Annotated in this window: 18 protein-coding genes and 1 riboswitch; of the genes, 5 read left to right on the forward strand and 13 right to left on the reverse strand. The window is 69.4% G+C overall.

The window, feature by feature from the left end; translation table 11 throughout:
• The first annotated feature begins 21 nt into the window (after positions 1-21).
• Both ACWDUA_RS04995 and ACWDUA_RS05000 read left to right on the forward strand, forming a co-directional pair.
• Complete coding sequence (locus ACWDUA_RS04995) at positions 22-1,161, forward strand: polyprenyl synthetase family protein (protein WP_449749896.1); 1,140 nt, start codon at positions 22-24, stop codon at positions 1,159-1,161.
• A gap of 2 nt (positions 1,162-1,163) precedes the next feature.
• Positions 1,164-2,693 (forward strand): alpha-(1->6)-mannopyranosyltransferase A, encoded by a 1,530-nt coding sequence (locus ACWDUA_RS05000; protein WP_449749897.1) that lies wholly within the window; start codon positions 1,164-1,166, stop codon positions 2,691-2,693.
• On the opposite strand, the gene ACWDUA_RS05005 is transcribed toward ACWDUA_RS05000, so the two are convergent.
• On the reverse strand, positions 2,690-3,055 hold the full coding sequence (locus ACWDUA_RS05005; RefSeq protein WP_449749898.1) for an Rv2175c family DNA-binding protein: 366 nt from the start codon (positions 3,053-3,055) through the stop codon (positions 2,690-2,692). The two genes, ACWDUA_RS05000 and ACWDUA_RS05005, sit on opposite strands and share 4 nt — an antisense overlap.
• A gap of 64 nt (positions 3,056-3,119) precedes the next feature.
• On the opposite strand from ACWDUA_RS05005, the gene ACWDUA_RS05010 reads away from it, so the two are divergent.
• On the forward strand, positions 3,120-4,322 hold the full coding sequence (locus ACWDUA_RS05010; RefSeq protein ID WP_449749899.1) for a protein kinase domain-containing protein: 1,203 nt from the start codon (positions 3,120-3,122) through the stop codon (positions 4,320-4,322).
• Between the two features lie 47 nt (positions 4,323-4,369).
• Here ACWDUA_RS05010 and ACWDUA_RS05015 read toward each other — a convergent pair whose 3' ends face one another.
• Together ACWDUA_RS05015 and ACWDUA_RS05020 are read right to left on the reverse strand one after the other, a co-directional pair.
• Positions 4,370-5,761 carry a class II 3-deoxy-7-phosphoheptulonate synthase gene (locus ACWDUA_RS05015; protein WP_449749900.1) on the reverse strand — a complete coding sequence of 464 codons (1,392 nt, stop codon included), beginning with the start codon at positions 5,759-5,761 and terminating at the stop codon, positions 4,370-4,372.
• Between the two features lie 22 nt (positions 5,762-5,783).
• The gene (locus ACWDUA_RS05020) at positions 5,784-6,275 is read right to left on the reverse strand and encodes a polyadenylate-specific 3'-exoribonuclease AS (protein WP_449750043.1); all 492 of its coding nucleotides are present in this window, start codon (positions 6,273-6,275) and stop codon (positions 5,784-5,786) included.
• Positions 6,276-6,419: 144 nt separating this feature from the next.
• Here ACWDUA_RS05020 and ACWDUA_RS05025 point away from each other — a divergent pair, with 144 nt between their 5' ends.
• Positions 6,420-7,754 (forward strand): glycosyltransferase 87 family protein, encoded by a 1,335-nt coding sequence (locus ACWDUA_RS05025; protein ID WP_449749901.1) that lies wholly within the window; start codon positions 6,420-6,422, stop codon positions 7,752-7,754.
• A gap of 320 nt (positions 7,755-8,074) precedes the next feature.
• Here ACWDUA_RS05025 and ACWDUA_RS05030 read toward each other — a convergent pair whose 3' ends face one another.
• The 6 genes from ACWDUA_RS05030 to ACWDUA_RS05055 form a co-directional block, all read right to left on the reverse strand.
• Positions 8,075-8,782 (reverse strand): lysophospholipid acyltransferase family protein, encoded by a 708-nt coding sequence (locus tag ACWDUA_RS05030; protein WP_449749902.1) that lies wholly within the window; start codon positions 8,780-8,782, stop codon positions 8,075-8,077.
• Positions 8,783-8,859: 77 nt separating this feature from the next.
• Positions 8,860-9,861, reverse strand: a complete 1,002-nt coding sequence (locus tag ACWDUA_RS05035) for an ROK family protein (RefSeq protein ID WP_449749903.1) — start codon at positions 9,859-9,861, stop codon at positions 8,860-8,862.
• Positions 9,861-10,259 carry a hypothetical protein gene (locus ACWDUA_RS05040; RefSeq protein ID WP_449749904.1) on the reverse strand — a complete coding sequence of 133 codons (399 nt, stop codon included), beginning with the start codon at positions 10,257-10,259 and terminating at the stop codon, positions 9,861-9,863. Before ACWDUA_RS05040 ends, ACWDUA_RS05035 begins: the two co-directional genes overlap by 1 nt.
• 109 nt (positions 10,260-10,368) lie before the next feature.
• The gene (locus tag ACWDUA_RS05045; protein ID WP_449749905.1) at positions 10,369-11,565 is read right to left on the reverse strand and encodes an ArsA-related P-loop ATPase; all 1,197 of its coding nucleotides are present in this window, start codon (positions 11,563-11,565) and stop codon (positions 10,369-10,371) included.
• Positions 11,566-11,585: 20 nt separating this feature from the next.
• Positions 11,586-12,023: an SRPBCC family protein gene (locus ACWDUA_RS05050; RefSeq protein ID WP_449749906.1), complete on the reverse strand. Its 438-nt coding sequence runs from the start codon at positions 12,021-12,023 to the stop codon at positions 11,586-11,588.
• Positions 12,023-12,457, reverse strand: a complete 435-nt coding sequence (locus tag ACWDUA_RS05055) for a hypothetical protein (RefSeq protein ID WP_449749907.1) — start codon at positions 12,455-12,457, stop codon at positions 12,023-12,025. The genes ACWDUA_RS05050 and ACWDUA_RS05055 overlap by 1 nt, the downstream gene beginning before the upstream one ends.
• 181 nt (positions 12,458-12,638) lie before the next feature.
• Between ACWDUA_RS05055 and ACWDUA_RS05060 the strand changes: the two genes are divergently transcribed.
• Positions 12,639-14,447 (forward strand): AMP-dependent synthetase/ligase, encoded by a 1,809-nt coding sequence (locus ACWDUA_RS05060; RefSeq protein ID WP_449749908.1) that lies wholly within the window; start codon positions 12,639-12,641, stop codon positions 14,445-14,447.
• Positions 14,448-14,496: 49 nt separating this feature from the next.
• On the opposite strand, the gene ACWDUA_RS05065 is transcribed toward ACWDUA_RS05060, so the two are convergent.
• From ACWDUA_RS05065 to ACWDUA_RS05080, 4 genes are all read right to left on the reverse strand, one after another.
• Positions 14,497-15,621 (reverse strand): glycosyltransferase family 4 protein, encoded by a 1,125-nt coding sequence (locus ACWDUA_RS05065; RefSeq protein ID WP_449749909.1) that lies wholly within the window; start codon positions 15,619-15,621, stop codon positions 14,497-14,499.
• Positions 15,621-17,054, reverse strand: a complete 1,434-nt coding sequence (locus tag ACWDUA_RS05070; protein ID WP_449749910.1) for a peptidase MA family metallohydrolase — start codon at positions 17,052-17,054, stop codon at positions 15,621-15,623. The genes ACWDUA_RS05065 and ACWDUA_RS05070 overlap by 1 nt, the downstream gene beginning before the upstream one ends.
• Positions 17,055-17,065: 11 nt before the next feature.
• Positions 17,066-18,145, reverse strand: a complete 1,080-nt coding sequence (locus tag ACWDUA_RS05075; protein ID WP_449749911.1) for an NlpC/P60 family protein — start codon at positions 18,143-18,145, stop codon at positions 17,066-17,068.
• Positions 18,146-18,297: 152 nt separating this feature from the next.
• Positions 18,298-18,885 carry a C40 family peptidase gene (locus ACWDUA_RS05080; RefSeq protein WP_449749912.1) on the reverse strand — a complete coding sequence of 196 codons (588 nt, stop codon included), beginning with the start codon at positions 18,883-18,885 and terminating at the stop codon, positions 18,298-18,300.
• Positions 18,886-18,902: 17 nt separating this feature from the next.
• A riboswitch (cyclic di-AMP (ydaO/yuaA leader) is annotated at positions 18,903-19,077 on the reverse strand.
• Between the last annotated feature and the right edge of the window lie 35 nt (positions 19,078-19,112).

A 19,112-nucleotide genomic window follows, 5' to 3' on the forward strand; every position in this document is an offset into this window, starting at 1 on the left:
GGCGGTGTCTAGCCTGACAGGGTGACCTCGACCGAACACGTCCCGGCCTCGCTGTCCGAGGTGCCCACCGCCGCCGGTCGGGTGCTCGACGACTTCTTCGCCCGCACCGTCCCCGTCGCCGCGGCCATCTCGCCGGTGGTCGGCGACGCCGCCACCCTGGTCGCCGACTTCGCGCGGACCGGCGGCAAACGGGTTCGCCCGACCTTCGCGTATGCCGGATGGCTGTGCGGCCTGAGTAGCCCCGACCGCCGGCCGGCCGTCCCCGACCAGTCCCCCGCCGACGCCCTGCGCGTCTGCGCCGCGCTCGAGCTCGTCCAGGCGTGCGCCCTGATCCACGACGACATCATCGACCACTCCGACACCCGACGCGGACGACCCACGGTGCACCGGTCGATCGAACGCCACCATCGGTCCGAGGGATGGTCGGGCGATGCCGCCGACCACGGTGTCGCCGGGGCGGTGCTGTGTGGCGACCTGGCCCTCGCGTGGGCCGACGACCTGGTCCACGGGCACACCCCGGCCGGAACCGATCCCTCCGCCCGCCACAACCCACTGCCTGCCGACGTCGGCGCGGTGTGGGCCGCGATGCGCACCGAGGTACTCGGCGGCCAGTTCCTCGACATCGTCAACGAGGTCAGCGGCGACGAGACCGTCGAATCCGCCTATCGCGTCATGGAATTCAAGACCGCCGCCTACACCGTCGCCCGGCCGCTCGAACTGGGGGCCCGGATGGCCGGCGCTCCGGACCCGTTGATCACCGAATTGCGTTCGGTGGGAAACGATCTCGGTATCGCCTTCCAGCTGCGCGACGATCTGCTCGGCGTGTTCGGGGATCCGGAACGCACCGGGAAGCCGTCCGGCGACGACCTCGTCGAGGGCAAACGCACCGCGTTGATCGCGCTCGGCCTCGAGCGTGCCACCGACCGCGACCCCGCACTGGCGTCGACCCTGCGTGATCTGCTCGGCCGGACGCTCGACGACGCCGAGGTCGCCCGGGCACGAACCCTCCTCACCGATGTGGGTGCCGTCGACGAGATCGAGGACCGCATCACCGGTCTGCACGCCTCGGCGGTGACCGCCCTGGAGGGGGCGCAGATCGGCGCCGACATCCGCGCCGACCTGATCGCGATGGCCGACCGGATCACCCACCGGGAGTCCTGATCATGACCGAGATCCGAGCCGGGCTGCTCGGCGCGGTATTGGTGGCGCTCGGCGGCTTCGCCGTCGCCGACATCCCGCGCAATCATCCGGGCCTGCAACGGATCGGGCTCGACCCGATCACCTACGGCCACGGGAAGACGTTGGGCGCGATCGTGTTCTGGGTCGGCGTGGCGCTGATGGTGATCGCCTGGGTGCGGATCGGCCGGCTCGTACGGTCCGGGGCGGACGCACCGCCTCCGGTGGGTGCGCTCCGGCGCGCGACGATCCTCTGGAGCATCCCGCTGATGCTCACCGTACCGCTCTACAGCCGCGACGTGTACGCCTACCTGGGCCAGGCGGCGCTGTTCGATGCCGGATTCGACCCGTACGCCGACGGTCCGGCGCACCATCCGGGACCGATCCTCGACAGCATGGCCCAGGTGTGGGCGTCCACCACCGCCCCGTACGGCCCGATGTTCCTCGCCGTCGCGCGCGGTGTGGTCGCCGTGACCGGTGACCACGTCCTGACCGGGGTACTGGTGATGCGACTGGTGCTGTTACCCGGACTGTTGTTGTCGCTGTGGGCGATTCCGCGTCTGGCCCGCCACTTCGGGGCATCGCCGTCGGCCGGTGTGTGGCTGGCGTTGCTCAACCCGATGGTGCTGATCCACCTCGTCGGCGGTCCGCACGTCGAGCTGCTGATGATGGGGCTGCTGGTCACCGGTGTCACCCTGGTCGTGCAGCGCCGGCATGTCGGGGGTCTGGCCGTGCTCGGCCTGGCGGTCTCGATCAAGGTGACCGCGGGGATCGCGATTCCGTTCATGCTGTGGATCTGGCTGGCCCACATCCGATCCCGGCGCACGGTCACCGCCCGTGACGTGGTCGGGGTGCTGGCCGCGGTGGTGGTGATCCCGGTGGCGGTGTTCGCGGCCTGGACCGGAGTGGTCGGTCTGGGCCTGGGCTGGCTGACCGGCCTGGGCTGGGCCGACCGGATCATCAACTGGTTCACCCTGCCGACCGCCGTTGCCCATGTGGTCACGCTGGTCGCCGCACCGTTCACCAGCCTCAATCTGTGGCCGGTCCTGACTGTGACCAGGCTGATCGGCATGATCGTCCTGGCCGTGCTCCTGGTATGGGCGTGGTGGCGCTTCCGGCACGACGAGCGGGCCGCGATCACCGGACTCACGTGGGCGATGCTCGCGGTGTTGGTCCTCGAACCCTCCACGTTGCCCTGGTACTACACGTGGGTGCTGTGTGTGGCGGTGGCGTTCGCCCTGCCCGACTGGGTGCGGGCGGTGGTGGTCGCGGTGTCGACGTTCATGCTGATCGTCTTCCAGCCCGACGACTCGATCGTGTTCTACAAGATGCCCGAGGTGGTGCTGGCCCTCGCGGTGTCGGGGCTCGCGGCGTGGTCCCTGCTGCGACCGGATCCGCTGCGCCTGCGCGCGACGGCACGCAAGCTGTGGGGATCGGCGCCGGAACCGGGCGCGATGGTGGCCGGGGAGCAGCCGGGCGAGACCAGTGCGCGCAGTTCGGGGAATCCCGGCTACTAGAACGCCTCCGCCTGCGCCCGGCGGATCACCTCGCGGGCCGCATGGGTGTGCAATGCGGCGGCCGGATACATCTCGAGGTCGTCCTGCACGGTGAACAGCCATGTCAACGCCTCGTCGCGGGTGAACCCGCCATCGAGCAGCACCTCCACCAGACCGGTGAAGTGCTTGGCGATGCCGAGGTCGTCGAAGAACAGGCTGGGCACCAGCGGCCGGCCGCCGCGGGAGATCGCGAGCAGCTTGTGATCACGGATCAGGGTCCGGACCCGGTTCTCCGACACCCGGAGACGGGTGGAGACCTCGTCGAGCGTGAACGTCTCGGCGTCGGCGGGAATGATGTCCGGCGAGAGCGGAAGTGAACTCACGGCCACGACACTACCGCCAACCGGTATCCCGGCAGCACCCGACCGGGCAGGTAGATTTCTTGGCGTGCACAGTCAGGTCGACGAGCTGATCGGAGCGGTTCTGGAGAACCGCTACCGGATCGAGGCCCCGATCGCCCGGGGCGGGATGTCGGCGGTGTACGTCGGCACCGACCTGCGCCTCGGCCGCGACGTCGCGATCAAGGTGATGGACACCCGCTACGCCGCCGATCCACAGTTCTTGCGGCGCTTCGAGTTCGAGGCCCGCGCAGTCGCCGGGCTGCGGCATCCCGGACTGGTCGCGGTGTACGACCAGGGCATCGACGGCGACGTCGCCTTCCTGGTGATGGAACTCGTCGAGGGCGGCAGTCTGCGTGAGCTGCTGCGTGAGCGCGGCCCGATGCCGCCGCATGCGGTGGTCGCCGTGGCCGACCCGGTACTCGGCGGACTCGGTACCGCGCACGCCGCCGGCCTGGTACACCGCGACGTGAAACCCGAGAACGTGCTGATCTCCGACGCCGGTGAGATCAAGGTCGCCGATTTCGGTCTGGTGCGGGCCGTCGCCGAATCCGGGGTCACCTCGGCCAGCGTGATCCTCGGCACCGCGGCCTATCTGTCCCCCGAACAAGTGAACTCCACGCAGGCCGACGCCCGCAGCGACGTCTATTCCATGGGCGTGATGCTGTTCGAATTACTCACCGGCCGAACGCCGTTCCGTGGTGACACCCCACTGGCACTGGCGTACCAGCGGTTGACCTACGACGTCCCCGCACCCGGAGACGTGATCCGCGGGGTGCCCGCCGAGCTCGACGAGGTGGTGTTGCGGGCCACCGAGCGCCGGCCGATCGACCGCTACGCCGACGGATTCGAGATGCGTGACGCGTTGCTCGACGTGGCCGACGAACTCGACCTGCCGCCGTTCACCGTCCCCGCACCGCGTCGTTCGGCCGAACGCGAGACGATGGCGCGGCGTCGGGCCGCCCTCGACGTCGGGGCACACCCCGCCGACCGGCCGCAGGGCGGCGGGACGCGGGTGCAGACCGATCCCGGAGCGCCAGAACCCGCCGACGACCCCGAGCTCTCACCACCGGACGGACCCGACGACCGGAACGGTCTTCCCGTCGCCGCGGTGTCCCCCCTCGACGACCTCGTCGAGGAACTCGCGGGTGGGCGCTTGCGCGCACTGATCTGGATCCTGATGGTGCTGATCGTCGCCGCCGGCGCAGCCGGTGCCGGATGGTGGATCGGCGCCCGGCTGCTGGGCGGCTGAGACCACCCGTCCCGACCGGGATGTCACCCGGCCGGGATCGCCCGCGGTCACCCGCGCAGCATCTCCGCGACCAGGAAGGCCAGTTCCAGCGACTGCTGGGTGTTGAGCCGCGGATCGCAGGCGGTCTCGTAGCGGCCGGCGAGGTCGACGTCGGAGATCTCCTGGGCGCCACCGAGGCATTCGGTCACGTCCTCGCCGGTCAGCTCGATGTGGATACCACCGGGATGTGTGCCGAGGGCGTGGTGCACCTCGAAGAAGCCCTGGACCTCGTCGACGACGCGGTCGAAATGGCGTGTCTTGTATCCGGTGGACGACTCGTGGGTGTTGCCGTGCATCGGGTCGCTCTGCCAGATCACCTTGTGCCCGGTCGCCTCGACCGCGGTGACGATCGCCGGCAGCACGTCGCGCACCTTGCCGTTACCCATCCGCGCGACCAGGGTCAGCCGGCCCGGCTGGTTGTGTGGGTCGAGTCGCTCGACGTACTCGACGGCCTGCTCCGGGGTGGTCGACGGCCCGATCTTGACGCCGATGGGGTTCTGGATCAGTTCGGCGAAGGCGATGTGCGCGCCGTCGAGCTGGCGGGTGCGCTCCCCGATCCACAGGAAATGCGCCGACAGATCGTAAAGCACCTTCTCGTCGTGGTCCGGGTGGTCGGCCAGGCGCAGCAGTGCCCGCTCGTAGTCGAGGACGAGGGCCTCGTGGGAAGCGAAGATGTCGGCGGTCGCGAGACTGGAGTCGGTGACCCCGCAGGCATCCATGAAACGCAGGCCACGGTCGATCTCGGCGGCCAGCGCCTCGTAGCGCGCGCCGGCGGGCGAGGTCCGGACGAACTCGCGGTTCCAGTCGTGCACCCGACTCAGGTCGGCCTCGGAGTGGGTCAGCGCACGAACGAGATTCATCGCCGCCGATGCATTCGCGTACGCACGCACCAGTCGCGACGGGTCGTGCTCGCGGACCGACGCCTCGGCCGGGAACCCGTTGACCATGTCACCGCGGTAGGACGGCAGGCCGAGCGCGTCGGTGTTCGACGACCGCGGCTTGGCGTACTGGCCGGCGATCCGCGCGACCTTGACCACCGGCAGGCTCGCACCGTAGGTCAGCACGACGGCCATCTGCAGCAGCGTGCGGATGTTGCCCTTGATGTGCGGTTCGGTGTTGTCGGCGAAGGTCTCGGCGCAGTCACCGCCCTGGAGCAGGAAAGCACGTCCCTCGGCGACGTCGGCGAGCTGCGCCTGCAGGGTGCGCACCTCGGCGGGCATGCAGATCGGCGGCACACTCTCGAGCACCGTGCGCATCCGGCGGGCCTCGTCTGCGGGCCAGCTCGGCTGCTGCAGCGCCGGGCGGTTGATCGCGTCGGTGAACCGCGCCTGCAGGTCACCCGGCAACGGCGGCAGTTCGGGCAGTTCGTCGATCGGAACGTCTACGGTCCAGTTCACCACCCGTTCAGGGTAGTCGAGGCCGTCAACGGCGATGGCCGCGGGACCGTTCGATCGTCTGCCACCGGCGGTGGTTGTGCCGGGCGTCGGAGAGCGCATCGTGTGCATCGCGCGGTGCGGCCGGCAGTGCGGGGCGGCCCGCAGCCTCCCAGTGCTGTTTGAGCTCACGGGTGAATCGCGGCATCTGCCGTGGTAGGGCGGTCATCGGCCCCCACAGCTGGCAGAGGACCACATGATCGTAGGCACCGACCCACGCCCAGAGTTCGACCTCCTCGCCCTCGGCGGTCAGGAACTCGAAGAGGTCGTCTCGGATCTGGCGGCGCGTCCGCCACACCTTCGACGCCGGGGACGGCAACTTGGGCAAGACGTTCGCGCGAACCCACTCACCGGCGCGCGTCGGATCGAAGTCCGTGGACACCGCGTAGAATTCCCGACCGTCTTCTGCGACGACACCGATCGACACCAGTTCGATCGTCGTGCCGTCCTCGATAAACTCCGAGTCGTAGAAGAACCGCATACTGGTCAAGTATTCACGGTCGTCTCCGGGCACCGTCGAGCACACCGACCTGTGGCGGTCGACGAACACCGACCGAACGACCACCGAGTGAACAAACCGACCGAGCGAACGAACCGACCGAGCGAGAGGACCACGGGGCCCGCCATGTTGACACCCCTGACCGAGGCCGACCACCGGCTGCATCGGTGGTCGCCGTCGCATCGGGCCAAGTGGATCATCGCGGTCCTGTTCACGCTGTCGGCGGCGATGCAGATGGTCGGGGTGCCGTTCACCTCGAGCTTCGGCACCCGCACCCGGATCGATCTCGACGTGTACCGGATCGGTGCGCAGATCTGGCAGGAGGGCCAGAGCCTCTACGCCGACGGGTCGATGCCCTTCACCTCCGACGGCATCTGGTTGCCGTTCACCTATCCCCCGTTCGCCGCGCTGGGATTCGTCCCACTCGGGGCGATGCCGCTGGCGGTCGCCGGGATCCTGATGTCGGTGATCACCACCGCGCTCGTGGTGGTGATCCTGCGTGTGGTGCTGTCGTTGCTGTCGGTGGGCGCGCCGGGCAACCGGTGGTGGTCGGCATTGCTGATCGGCACCGGCGCACTGTGGCTGAACCCGGTGTGGATGACCCTCGGGTTCGGTCAGGTCAACGTGATCCTGATGGCGATGATCATCCTCGACATCTTCGTCGTGGCCGGCATCCGCCGATCCGGTGCCAAGATGCAGGGCGTACTCGTCGGATTGGCGTCGGCGATCAAGCTGACCCCGCTCGTGTTCATCGCGGTGTTCATGGTGGCGCGACGCTGGCGGGCGGTCGCGGTGTCGGCGATCACCTTTGTCCTGGCCGGGGCCCTCGCCTGGGTGTGGTTGCCCGCGGATTCGCTGGGGTACTGGACCCACACCCTGTTCCACACCACCCGGATCGGCGATCCGGCCGGTCGGATCAACCAGAATCTCAATGCGCTGTGGGTGCGGATCCTGCCCGGCTTCGCTGGCCAGATCGCCTGGGTGATCAGCGCACTGCTGGTGACTGCCCTGGCCGCGGCCGCGGTGTACGCGTGCCGCCCGCCCCGGTCGTTCCGGAAGGACGCCGACACCGGTGACCGTGTCAATGCGCTGCTGGCCACCTGTGTGATCGCGGTGTGGGGTCTGTTGGTCTCCCCCACCTCGTGGGCGCATCACTGGGTCTGGTCGATCCCGCTGATCCTGACCAGCCTCGTCATCGCCGCCCGCGCCACATCCCGGGCCACCCGGATCGCGCACCTGCTCCTCGCGACGGTCGGCGTGATCCTGTTCGCGCTCGGCCCGTTCCAGTTCCTGCCCAAGGAAACCGACACCTGGTCGGTGGGCGAGCACATCGTCGGCAGCTCGTATTCGATCTGGGGTATCGCGGCGCTCGTCGTCATCTGGCGCCTGCCGTTCCACCCGGCGCCGGAGTCGTCGTCGGAGTCCGACGACGCCCGGCCGCTCGCCGGCTCTGCCGCCTGAGGTCGGACGGCGATCGGGCGGAGTTGTCACCGGTCGACGTCGGCCGGCGGAGGTTTCGACACGCCTCGTCGCTGCGCTCCTCAGCGGCTCAACCAGCCACCCTCGATGGTCGAGCCGGGACCGAGCATCGCGAGGACCCGAGTCGAGACCCGGTGACCCGACCATGTCACCAACCACCTCCGACGTGGCCACCACCCGAGCCCGGCCGACAGAGGTTTCGACACGCCTCGTCGCTCCGCTCCTCGACGGCTCAACTCAACCACCAAACCACACCCGCCTCGTCGCTCCGCAACTCAGCGGCTCGACCAGCCACCGCCCACTCAGGCGGCCGGGTTCACCGGGCGGTCGTCTTCTGGCTTGGCGTCCTTCATCGATTGGGCGTAGACGTCGACGTACTGCTGCCCCGACAGTTGCATCAGCTCATACATGATCTCGTCGGTGACGGCGCGCTCGATGAACCGGTTTCCCTGCATGCCCTCGTAGCGATCGAAGTTGAGCGGCTTGCCGATTCGCACGGTGATCTTGGTGGGGCGGAACAGCACGGTGCCGGGCGGATTGAACTTGTTGGTGTTGATCATCGCCACCGGGATCACCGGGACACCGGTCTCCAGAGCGATACGGGCCAGACCGGTCTTGCCCTTGTAGAGCCGGCCGTCGGGCGAGCGGGTGCCCTCCGGGTACATGCCCATCAGGTCGCCCTTGTCGAGCTGACGGCTCGCGGCGGTCAGGGCACCAGAGGCCGCCTCGGCGCCGGAACGGTCGATCGGGATCTGGCCCACGGCGGTGTAGAACCAGCGCTGGAATGCGCCCTTGAGGCCGGGGCCGGTGAAGTACTCGTTCTTCGCGAGGAAGTAGATGCGGCGCGGGCACATCAGCGGCAGGAAGAAGCTGTCCATCACCGCGAGGTGATTGCTGGCGAGGATCGCCGGCCCACGGGTCGGGATGTTCTCGATGCCCTCGATCGTCGGACGGCCGAGCACCCGGAGAAGCGGGCCCAGCAACACGTATTTGAACAGCGAATACCACATGTCAGAACCCTTCAGTGCAGAAATGACCGGCGCAGACACGACCGGCCGAGACCACGACCATCACCAAGACCAGAACTCTACTCACCCGCCGCGGCCGACGTCATCGCATCCGGGGTCCGCCCGGTGGCGGCGAGCAGGCCGCGCCGTGCGATCTCCGCGGCCCCGAGTACGCCGGCGTTCTCACCGAGTTGCGTACCGCGGATGCGGGCCAGCTGGCGATGCCCGGCGCCGGTGACCAACCGCGCGTAGTGTTCGCGCGCCTCGTCGAGGTAGTGGCCAGACGCCGCTCCGACACCCCCGGCGATGACGATCAGGTCGGGATCGAAGATGTCGGCGATCATCGCCAGCCCCTGTCCGAGCGATGCGGCGAAGGCGGCGAACGCGGCCACGGCGACGGCGTCCCCGTCGGCCGCGGCCCCGGCCACCCGGCGGCCGGTGAGCGACCCGGGGTCGGCGGCGACGTCGGCGGCGAGTTGGCTACGGCCCCAATCATTGTCGGCGAGCAGTTCGACGACGGTATCGACCAGGGCGGTGCCGCTGCAGTAGCGCTCCCAACATCCCCGCTTGCCACACGAGCACGGCCGACCGTCGGGGACGACGGTGAGGTGGCCGAGTTCCGGTGCAACACCGAAACTCCCACGGTAGATCTCGCCGTCGATCAGCAGGCCGGCGCCGATACCGGTACCGATCGCGAGGACGAGGACGTTGCGGCCGCGGGCGGCGGCACCGAAACGCTGTTCGGCGATGGCCGCAGCGTTCGCATCGTGCTCGGTGAACACCGGGATCCCGATCCGTCGGGTCATCTCCTCGGCGACGCGGGCCTCGCGCCACGCCAGGTGCGGGGCGAACCGCACCACCTCGCGGTCCGGGGTGAAGAACCCGGCGATGGCCATCCCGACAGCCTTGGCCGACCAGCGCGAGGTGAGCTCCCCGACCAGCCGGTCGAGACAGTGCTCGAGGGCGGTGGCCGTCGCCGGGGTGGCCGCACGCAGCGTGTCGAGCATGGTGCCACGGTCGTCGACCACCGCGGCACGCACACTGGTGCCGCCGATGTCGATCCCGATCGTCAACTCGCCCATCACTTCTCGTCTCCTGTTTCGGTCTCTGCCCGCGGGGCGGCGACGTCGAAGCGGACCTCGATCGGCTGATAGCGGCGCGGGGCGGGCGCGGTGGTGGTCGGGGAGCTGCGCAGGGCTGCGGCGATCGCCTCCAGCACCGCGATCAGCGCCGCGATCAGTCGGGCCAGCAGATCGCCGATCTCTCGCATCAGCGTGGTGATCTCTCCCGCGACCTCGGCGCCGAGGCTCTCGCGCAACAGCATCCCGCCGGCGGCCACCGCGGCACCGGGATCGGCCGACGCCCCGCCCACCCACGCGGCGAGGTGGTCGATCTGGGTGGCCAGACCGAGCAGCAGGTCCCGCAGCGGGTCGCCGGACTCCGGCCCTCCCCCGGTGCGGTCGTCGTGATCGGTGCTCATGTGGGCATGCGCTCCTGTCCGGTGCTCGTGCAAGAGCACCGTACCCGGTGGACCGGGCCGCCTGCAGCAGAGGTCGGTGACGTCATCGGCGGCGCGGACCGATCGCCGATCAGCTGCGTCCGCCGCGGGGCCACACCGCCGGATCGGGCCGGAACCCCACCGACAGCCGGGTGCCGTTCCACTGGGCGTCGGACACCTGGCAGCGGCGCAGCACCGACGGCAGGCGCACCGCATGCCGGAATCCGTCGACGGTCACCAGCAGGTCGTCACCGGACCGTCCGAGACCGAACCGCTGCGGGTCGGGCAAGCGTTGTCGCCACGACAGTTCGAAGGCCGAGTCGAGACCGGCAGCAGCCGTCTGCACCACCTGCGCGGCACCCGAGCCGCGGGGACGGCCGTCTGGTCCGGCCAGTGCGACACCGAGTTTGCGGAGCCGCGCCGGACGATCCAGCGGTAGTGGCGAGAGTGCGACCCTGACCACGGTGACATCGGGGTCGTCGACCTCGGGTAGCACGCCGGCGGGCGTGTCGTCGACGACACCGGCCCGGACGCCCTCGTTGACGATCACCGACCGGACCGGCAGGCCCATCAGGTCGGCCAGCGCCAGGTGCCGGTGCGCCAGCCGGGCGCCGCGGGCGTCGGCAGTCGCCAGCAGGTGCACGGCCACCACGTGGGGGTCGCCGAGCAGCTCGGTGATGTCGTCACAGTCGCGGGCGATGGTCTCCAACGCCGCACCGACCTGTGCCAGTGCCGACTTCTCCGCCGCCGCGGCCAGCCGCCGGTGCCGGGGCCACAGTCGGTCGAGTGCCTGACCGAACACCGTCGGCGCCCGCAGCAGGGCGTACGGGTCGGCGGCACCCGACAGGTCGACGACGATCCGCTGCCAGCTGCCGCCGGTCGCCTCGTCGCGGATGCGGCGCAGCAGCAGGAAGTCCTCGATGCCGGGAAGGGCGGTGAGTTCGGCGGCATCGACCCCGATCAGCGCGGTCACCGCCGCCGTCGCGGATTTCGACGTCCGGGCGCCGAGGCCGAGTACCGCGGTGAACGCCGACCACGCCGCCTCGACCGCGGTCAACCGATCGAGGGTGAGCAGGTGCAGTCCCGACGACACCGCGACCGGATGGTCGGGCACGCTGAACACGCCGAGCATCTCGGCGGTGGGTGACCAGCGGTCGGCGGTGATCAGCAGGGTGTGACGGTCGGGCCGGCCCAGCGGTGGCGCGGCCCGGTGGGCGGTACGGGCACGCCTCAGCGCGCCGGCGGTCGCAACCGCCGACACCCCGGAACCCCCCGGCCCCAGCACCACATGGATCGGAGTGAGATCGATCAGCCTTCGACCCTCTTCTTCAGGTCGTTGAGGGCGGCGTCGGTGATGGCCTTCTCGGCCCGTCGCTTCAGTTGCCCGATCATCGGCACGAGGAGGTCCACCATCAGCGAGTAGGTCACCTTGCTCGACCCCGGAACCTGCTGGATCACGTCGTAGCGTCCGCGCTGATCTCGTTGCAGGTCACTGGATTCCAGTCGCCACGACACACCGGAGCCGTTGGCGTCCCAGGCGTAGCGCAGCACATAGGTGTCCTGCAGGACACCGGCGTCGAGGACGAACCGCACCCGATCGGCGCGGCCCTGCGCATCGTGGCCGAGGACCTCCACCTCGCGCGCGGCACCCACCCACTCCGGATAGTGCGCGAAGTCGGCGATCACGCCCATCACCTCGGTGGCGTCGGCGTTGACGACGATCGACCGCTCGGTGTGATCGGCCATCAGGCACCTGCCTGTCCGCCGACGGCGGCCGTGGCGGGTTCGCCGGGTGCACGTCCGTCCTCGAGGAGGTCCTTGACCTCGAACGCCATCACCTTGCCCGCCACGCGCCGTCGCCGGTTGGTCTCGGCGAGTTCGTCGGCGCGGGCGCGGTCGTCGGCGGGCAGCGATCCGGTCGGTTCGGCGTGCAGGAAGTAGTGCAGGACGAATCCGTCCATCATGGCCTCACACCAGATCTCCATGGTGCCGGCCAGCGGCCCGTCGACCCGCCACCGCACCCCCTGTGCTCCGCGGTCCTCGACCACCTCGAGCCGCAGATCCGGCCACCAGCGTCGCCATCGTGCCCGATCGCCGACCACCTCGGCCGCCGCTGCCGGGGCCGCTGCCACGAACAGGTCGTCGGCCACCTGAATGCTCGTCACGCCTCCTAGCTTCACATACTCGCCGCGACCACAGGTAGGCACTCCCACCCCGGGGTACCCCACGGGGAGATCGTGAACAGCACGAACAACAGCACGGATACCGGCTCGCGACCCGGTCGGCGAGGGTGTCGCCGACCGGGTGGGTCGCCCGGTTACCATGGAGTAACCCAATGACGAGGTCGAAAGGTTCGCCCCCATGAGTGAGTTCAGTGCGCCCGCGAAGTTCACCATCGGCGAGGAAGAGAATGCCGCCTCGCTCATCTTCGGCATCGCCGAACGCACCCCGGCCAACACCGTCTTCCGGCGCAAACAGGGCGCCGACTGGGCACCGGTGCGCGCCGACGAGACGGCCGCCCAGATCACCGCGCTCGCCAAGGGGCTGACCGCGTCGGGCGTGGGCCAGGGTGACCGCGTCGCCCTGCTCTCGCGCACCCGCATCGAGTGGATCCTGCTGGACTTCGCGATCTGGTCGGCCGGGGCCATCACCGTGCCGATCTACGATTCGTCGTCGGCCGGTCAGATCGAGTGGATTCTCCGAGACTCCGGCGCCACCACGATCATCCTCGAGGACGACGCGCATCGGAAGCTGGTCGAGTCGATCGAGGGCCTCGAACAAGAGGTTCGCGTGATCCAGATCGACACGGCCGACGGCCCGGGCGCGATCGAGGCCCTCACCGCGGCGGGTGTCGAGGTCTCCGACGAGGAGATCACCAAGCGTCGCACCTCGGTGCGTGCCACCGACCCGGCCACCCTGATCTACACCTCGGGCACCACCGGTCGCCCCAAGGGTTGCGAGCTCACCCACTCCAACATGCTGGCGGAGGTCCGCGGTGTGCTGGAGAGCAGCCTCAACACCCTGCTCGTCGACGGCAAGCGGATGCTGATGTTCCTCCCGCTGGCGCACGTGCTGGCCCACGCGATCACCCTGGTCGCCATCGAGGCGCACGTGGAAGTGGGCTTCACCAACGACATCCCGAACCTGGTGCCCGAGTTCGCGGTCTTCAAACCGTCGCTGATCCTGTCGGTGCCGCGCGTGTTCGAGAAGGTCTACAACACCGCCCGGCAGAAGGCGCACGACGACGGCAAGGGCAAGATCTTCGACCTGGCCGCCGAGACCGCGATCGACTACGCCGCGGCGCGCCAGGACGGCAACGTCGGCCTGGTGCTCAAGGTCAAGCATGCGGTCTTCGACAAGCTGGTCTACGGCAAGCTGCGGGCGGCCCTCGGCGGCGTGTGTGAGCTCGCCATCTCCGGTGGCGCCCCCCTCGGTGCGCGCCTGGGCTTCTTCTTCAGCGGCATCGGTATCCCGGTCTACGAGGGCTACGGCCTGACCGAGACCACCGCCGCGTTCGCGGTGAACACCCCCAACCACGTGAAGGTCGGCACCGTGGGCCGCCCACTGGCGGGCAACACCGTCCGGATCGCCGAGGACGGCGAGATCATGCTGCGCGGACGGGTCGTCTTCGGCGAGTACTGGCGTAACCCGCAGGCCACCGCCACCACGATCGAGGACGGGTGGTTCCACACCGGCGACCTCGGATCGGTGGACGCCGAGGGGTACATCACCATCACCGGCCGCAAGAAGGAACTGATCGTCACCGCGGGCGGCAAGAACGTGTCCCCCGCCGGGCTCGAGGACGTCATCCGCGCCGATTCGCTGATCTCCCAGGCGGTGGTGGTGGGCGACGCGAAACCCTTTGTGGCCGCACTCATCACGATTGATCCGGAAGCCTTCCCGGGCTGGAAGGAACGCCACGGCAAGCCCGCCGGCGCCTCGGTCTCCGATCTCGCCGACGACCCGGACCTGCGCGGACAGGTTCAGGCGGCGGTCGACGAGGCCAACAAGACCGTCTCGCATGCCGAGGCGATCAAGAAGTTCCGAATCCTGCCCGCCGACTTCAGTGAGGAGACCGGCGAAATGACGCCGACGCTGAAGGTCAAGCGAAACGTGGTGGTGGACAAGTTCTCCGGCGACATCGAGGAGATCTACGCCAAGAAGAAGTAGTCACGTCCACGATGTGATCACCGTCGACAGGCGGCGCGCCCGCGACAGCTCAGAGAAGCTGGCGCAGGCGCGCCGCCTGTTGCCTCCACTGCCACTGCTGTTCGACGAAAATCCTGCCCTGCCTGCCCATCTCGGCGGCCGCGCGACGGTCGGCGAGAATCGAGATCACGGCGAGGGCCAGCGCGGGCACGTCGGTGCCGTCGACGACGGTGCCGGTGACGCCCTCGCGCACGGTCTCCGGCGCTCCCCCGGAGTCACCGGCCACCACCGGCACCCCACTCGCCGACGCCTCGAGATAGACGATCCCGAGGCCTTCGACGTCGAGTCCACCGGCCCGGGTCCGAGACGGCATCGCGAACACGTCGGCGCTCGCATGGAACGCCGGTAGGTCATCGGCGGGCACCGACCCGGTGAAAACGACGTGCTCGGCGATCCCCTCGTCGGCCGCGATGCGGTGCAGGGTCTCCGCATACGGACCGCCACCGGCGATCACCAGCACCGCGTCCGCGATCTCGGTCCGGATCAACGGAAGCGCCCGGATCAGCATGTCCTGACCCTTGCGCGGCACCAGCCGGGACAGGCACAGGATGGTGGGTCGCTCCCCGATCCCCAACTGCTCCCGAATCCGGTCACGCGCCTGCGTATCCGGGGCGAACCGGGCCACGTCCACGCCGGGCGGGAGGTATTCGAGTGCGGCCTGCGGCCCGAATGCCGACGCGAACCGGCCACGGGTGTAGCGGCTGACGAAGGTGACGACGTCGGTGTGATCACCGATGTGGCGCAACACCTGCCGGGCGCCGGGCAGCATCGACCAGCCGACCTCGTGGCCGTGGGTGCACGCGATCACGCGCCGGGCCCCGGCCCGTCGCATCTGCGGGGCGAGCACGGCGAGCGGGGCCGCGGCACCGAACCACACCGTCGAGATGTCCTCCTCGCGGATGATCCGGGCGGCACGGCGTGCGACGGCCGGGGTGGGCAGCATCAGGGTGGTGGGGTGCCGGTGCACCCGATAGGGCACTCGCGCATCGAATTCGGTGTGCGAATCCCCGCGCCATCGCGGGGCGTAGACGACGATGTCGGCAGGGTCGAGCAGCTCCACCAGATTCTGCAGGTACGACTGGATGCCGCCGGGACGCGGCGGAAAGTCGTTGGTCACCAACAGGGTTCGCGACATCAGCGCATCTCTGCTTCCAGCCAGGCCCGCCAGCGGGCCACCAATTGGGTTCGATCGATCCCGAGCGCCGCACGGATCGCGACATCCTGCCGGGCGGTGTCGCCGGTGGCGGCGACACCGGTGTAGAGGGCCTTCAGCCGCGCCTCGCCGAACCGGTCGGCGACGAATGCGGCAACCGACCATGCCGACTGGTAGGCCAGTCGCGAGCTCTCCGCGTCCACCGCGAACTCGTCGTCGGCCGGCAACGCCGTCGGGGTGTGCCCGTCGCGGACCGCCGCCGCCAGATCCGGCGCCGCATCGATGGGTCGGGTGTAGGTTCCCTTGCGCCCGACGTACTCCGGGACGCCCTCGGTGAGCCACATCGGTGCGCCCGTGTCGGTCACCGACCGGGTGGCCACATGGGTGAGCTCGTGCCGGAGCACCACCCCGAGGGTGGGTGCGGCCAGGTCGGCGGCCTGTGGGGTGAGGATCACACGCTGTCCGGTGGCGACCTGCTCGGCGACGTCGATGCGGGAGTAGACAGTGGCCGCGGCCGCGCCGTCGACACCGTGCCCCGACCCGGCGAGGGTGCCGAACTGATCGTCGGTGGCGGTGGTCACGACGACGGCCCGGCGTGCCCAGTCGGTCCCCCAGAAGGCGCTCACCGCGTCGATCGCGCCGGGCAACAATCCCGCGACCCGACGATCGAGGGCCTCGGTGTCCGGGTAGGACGCGATCACCGAGGTTCCACCAGATGTCGGCACATCCTGCACGGCGAGGCCGGGCACCGACCAGATCTGCTGCGGCGGAACCGGTCCACCGACGAGGGAGGCGTCACCGACCAGTCGCCAGGAATCGCCGGTACCGGTGGCATCGGGATATCGGGCGACGACCAGCTGCGTGGCGACCACCACCTCGTCCTCGTCGATCCCGGGTGTCCGTGCACCACCGAGGGCGAAGTGCAACTCGACCGGGGCGACCCAGGAGTCGGTGCTGCCCTGCGCGTCGAGGCGTTCCTGGACCGTCGCGGGCACGAGCGTCTCGGCCTCCTCGGTGGGGGCGAGCTGGTACCGCAGGGTGCGGACTCGCAGGCGGGCCGACCGATCGGGTGCCGGGGCCGCCGAGGACAGGTTGGCCCAGGCGGTCTGCACCGACCCACGGAACCCCGGACTCGCGGCCTCGTCGATCAGGGCGGTGAGCGCGTCCTCACGTCCGCTGACGAGCGCTCCGGAGAACCGGTCCAGCAGCTCCCCGACCCCCTGCGTCCGCTGCTCGAGGTACACATTCGAGGTGGTCGGGGTCGCCGGCGAGCCGGACGCGGCCGAGCCCACACGAGCCGAATCGGATTGGGACCCACCAGAACCCGCGGTGCCACCACACGCCGTCAGCCCGACGGTCAGCGCCACGGCGAGGGTGGCGACGGCCGCCGCCGCATGGGTTCGCTCGACGCGCAACGCGGGACGTTTCAGTAACGCCGTGCGGCGCTGAAGGGTCCGGCGTCGTCGAGCGGCACGACCTTGACCGGGACGCCGAAGGTGGATGCGTGGATCACGTAGCCGTCACCGACGTACATGCCGACGTGATGGGCATCCGGGTAGTAGATGATCAGGTCTCCGGGCTGCAGGTTGTTGCGGTCCACCGGGGTCCCGGAGGCGTTCTGTGCCTCGCTCGAGCGGGGCAGGGTCTTACCCGCCTGCTGGAACGCCCACACCATCAGGCCGGAGCAGTCGAACGAATCCGGACCGGTGGCTCCCCACACATAGGGATCGCCGATCCGGGTGAGCGCGGCCTGTACCGCGACGAGGGCCGCGGAGGTGCCCTTGGGCACGGCGCGGGGATCGAAGTCGAACTTCGGTCCGGCCAGTGCGGCAAGCTGTTTGCCGGTCATCGACGAATAGATCACTCGGATCTGTGCGGCCTGCAACTGCAACTCGGCGCGCTGCTTCTGCAGATCACCGCGAACGCGTTCGGCATCGGAGACGGCCTGCGTGGCGCGGGCGGCGGCCTCATCGGCGACGGTGCGTTTGGTGACGGTCTGTGCGCGGACCTTCTTGAGCGCGTCCAGGTCCGCCGCCGACCGACGGGCGACGAGTTCCAGGCCCGACATCTGGTCGAGCAGGGTCTGCGGTGAGTCACTGGTCAGCACCGCGTACATGTCGTTCGTGCGTCGGCCCATGTAGCTCGCACGGACCACGGCGTCGAATCGCTGCTGCAGGGTTGCCAGCGACTTCTCGGAGGCGGTCAACGACGCCTGGGCGTCGGCCGACGCCCGCTTGGAGTCGTTGACGATGCGGCGCTGCTTGTCGTAGTCGATCTGCGCGTTGTGCATCGCCTCGGCCGACTGCTCGGCCTGCTGGCCGAGTTTCTGGTAGCGCGCGAGGAGCTGGTCGGCGGTCTGCACGGGGGCAGCCGCCGCCTCGGGCGCGTGAACCAGTCCCAACGGCGGTGCGACGGCCACCGTCAGTGCACACAGAGCCGTGCCGAGCGCGAGCCGTCCCGATCGCTTCCCCACGGTCGCTTTTCCCGCTTCCACGGGCGTCACCACACTTCCTTGCCGGTCGTCATACGCCGGATCCCCCAGGTTTCGAACGTCGTCTCCGGTCGATCTCGAACGATCCACCCGGAGTACGGGTTCGGGCGAACCGCGAGTGCCGCGATCCGCCCGATCCATGTTCACACGTCGTCGTCGATCGCGGATCAGTACCGCCGAACTCCGACGAGCGACCACTCGTTGACGGAGGCCTTCTTGACCGGGACACCGTAGGTGGACGCGTGGATGAACTGGCCGTTGCCGATGTAGATGCCGGCGTGGCCGCCACCGTTGAAGATCAGGACGTCGCCGGGACGCGCATCCGCATAGGCCACCGCGCGGCCGCCACCGAGCTGTCCGTAGCTGTCACGCGGGATGGTCCTACCGGCCTGCTGGTAGGACCAGTAGACGAGACCCGAACAGTCGAAGGCATTGGGGCCTGCGGCACCGTAGCTGTAGGGCGAACCGATCTTGCTCTCGGCGGCCTTCACGGCCTTCTCACCGGCGGTCAGGGTCGGCGTCACCAGGCCCGGGAGGCTGCCCGGACGGAACTGGTTCGGAACCTGCTTCTGATCGACACCCGGCAGCGTGAACTTACCGAGATTCGGGATCTCGATGGTCGCGCTGGGCGCCGGGGCGGCAAGGGCCGGACCCGCGGCGACGGCGAGCGAGCCGACGGTCAGCGATCCCGCGATCATCGCCTTCTTGGCGACGCTGCCACCGCGATTCGGCTGTTCCAGACGGTGTTTGCCCACGAAAAGACTTCTCCTTTTGTTTCTCCCTCTACCGCCTACCGAGTTAGCTGTCGGGTTCGGGCCGGAAGAATGGCCCTACGCGACTCTGGGCACCGTCGTCGGTGTCCAGGGCGCGATTCACCCCAATTCGGATCGCTCCGAAAACTGTGGTTCCCCGGTTCGCCCTTGCGGGCGATTGAGCGGTGACCTTCGTGGACTACTTCTTGGTGAAGCAGGACGCTCCGCGA

It is taken from the genome of Gordonia sp. NPDC003376 (genome assembly GCF_053589235.1).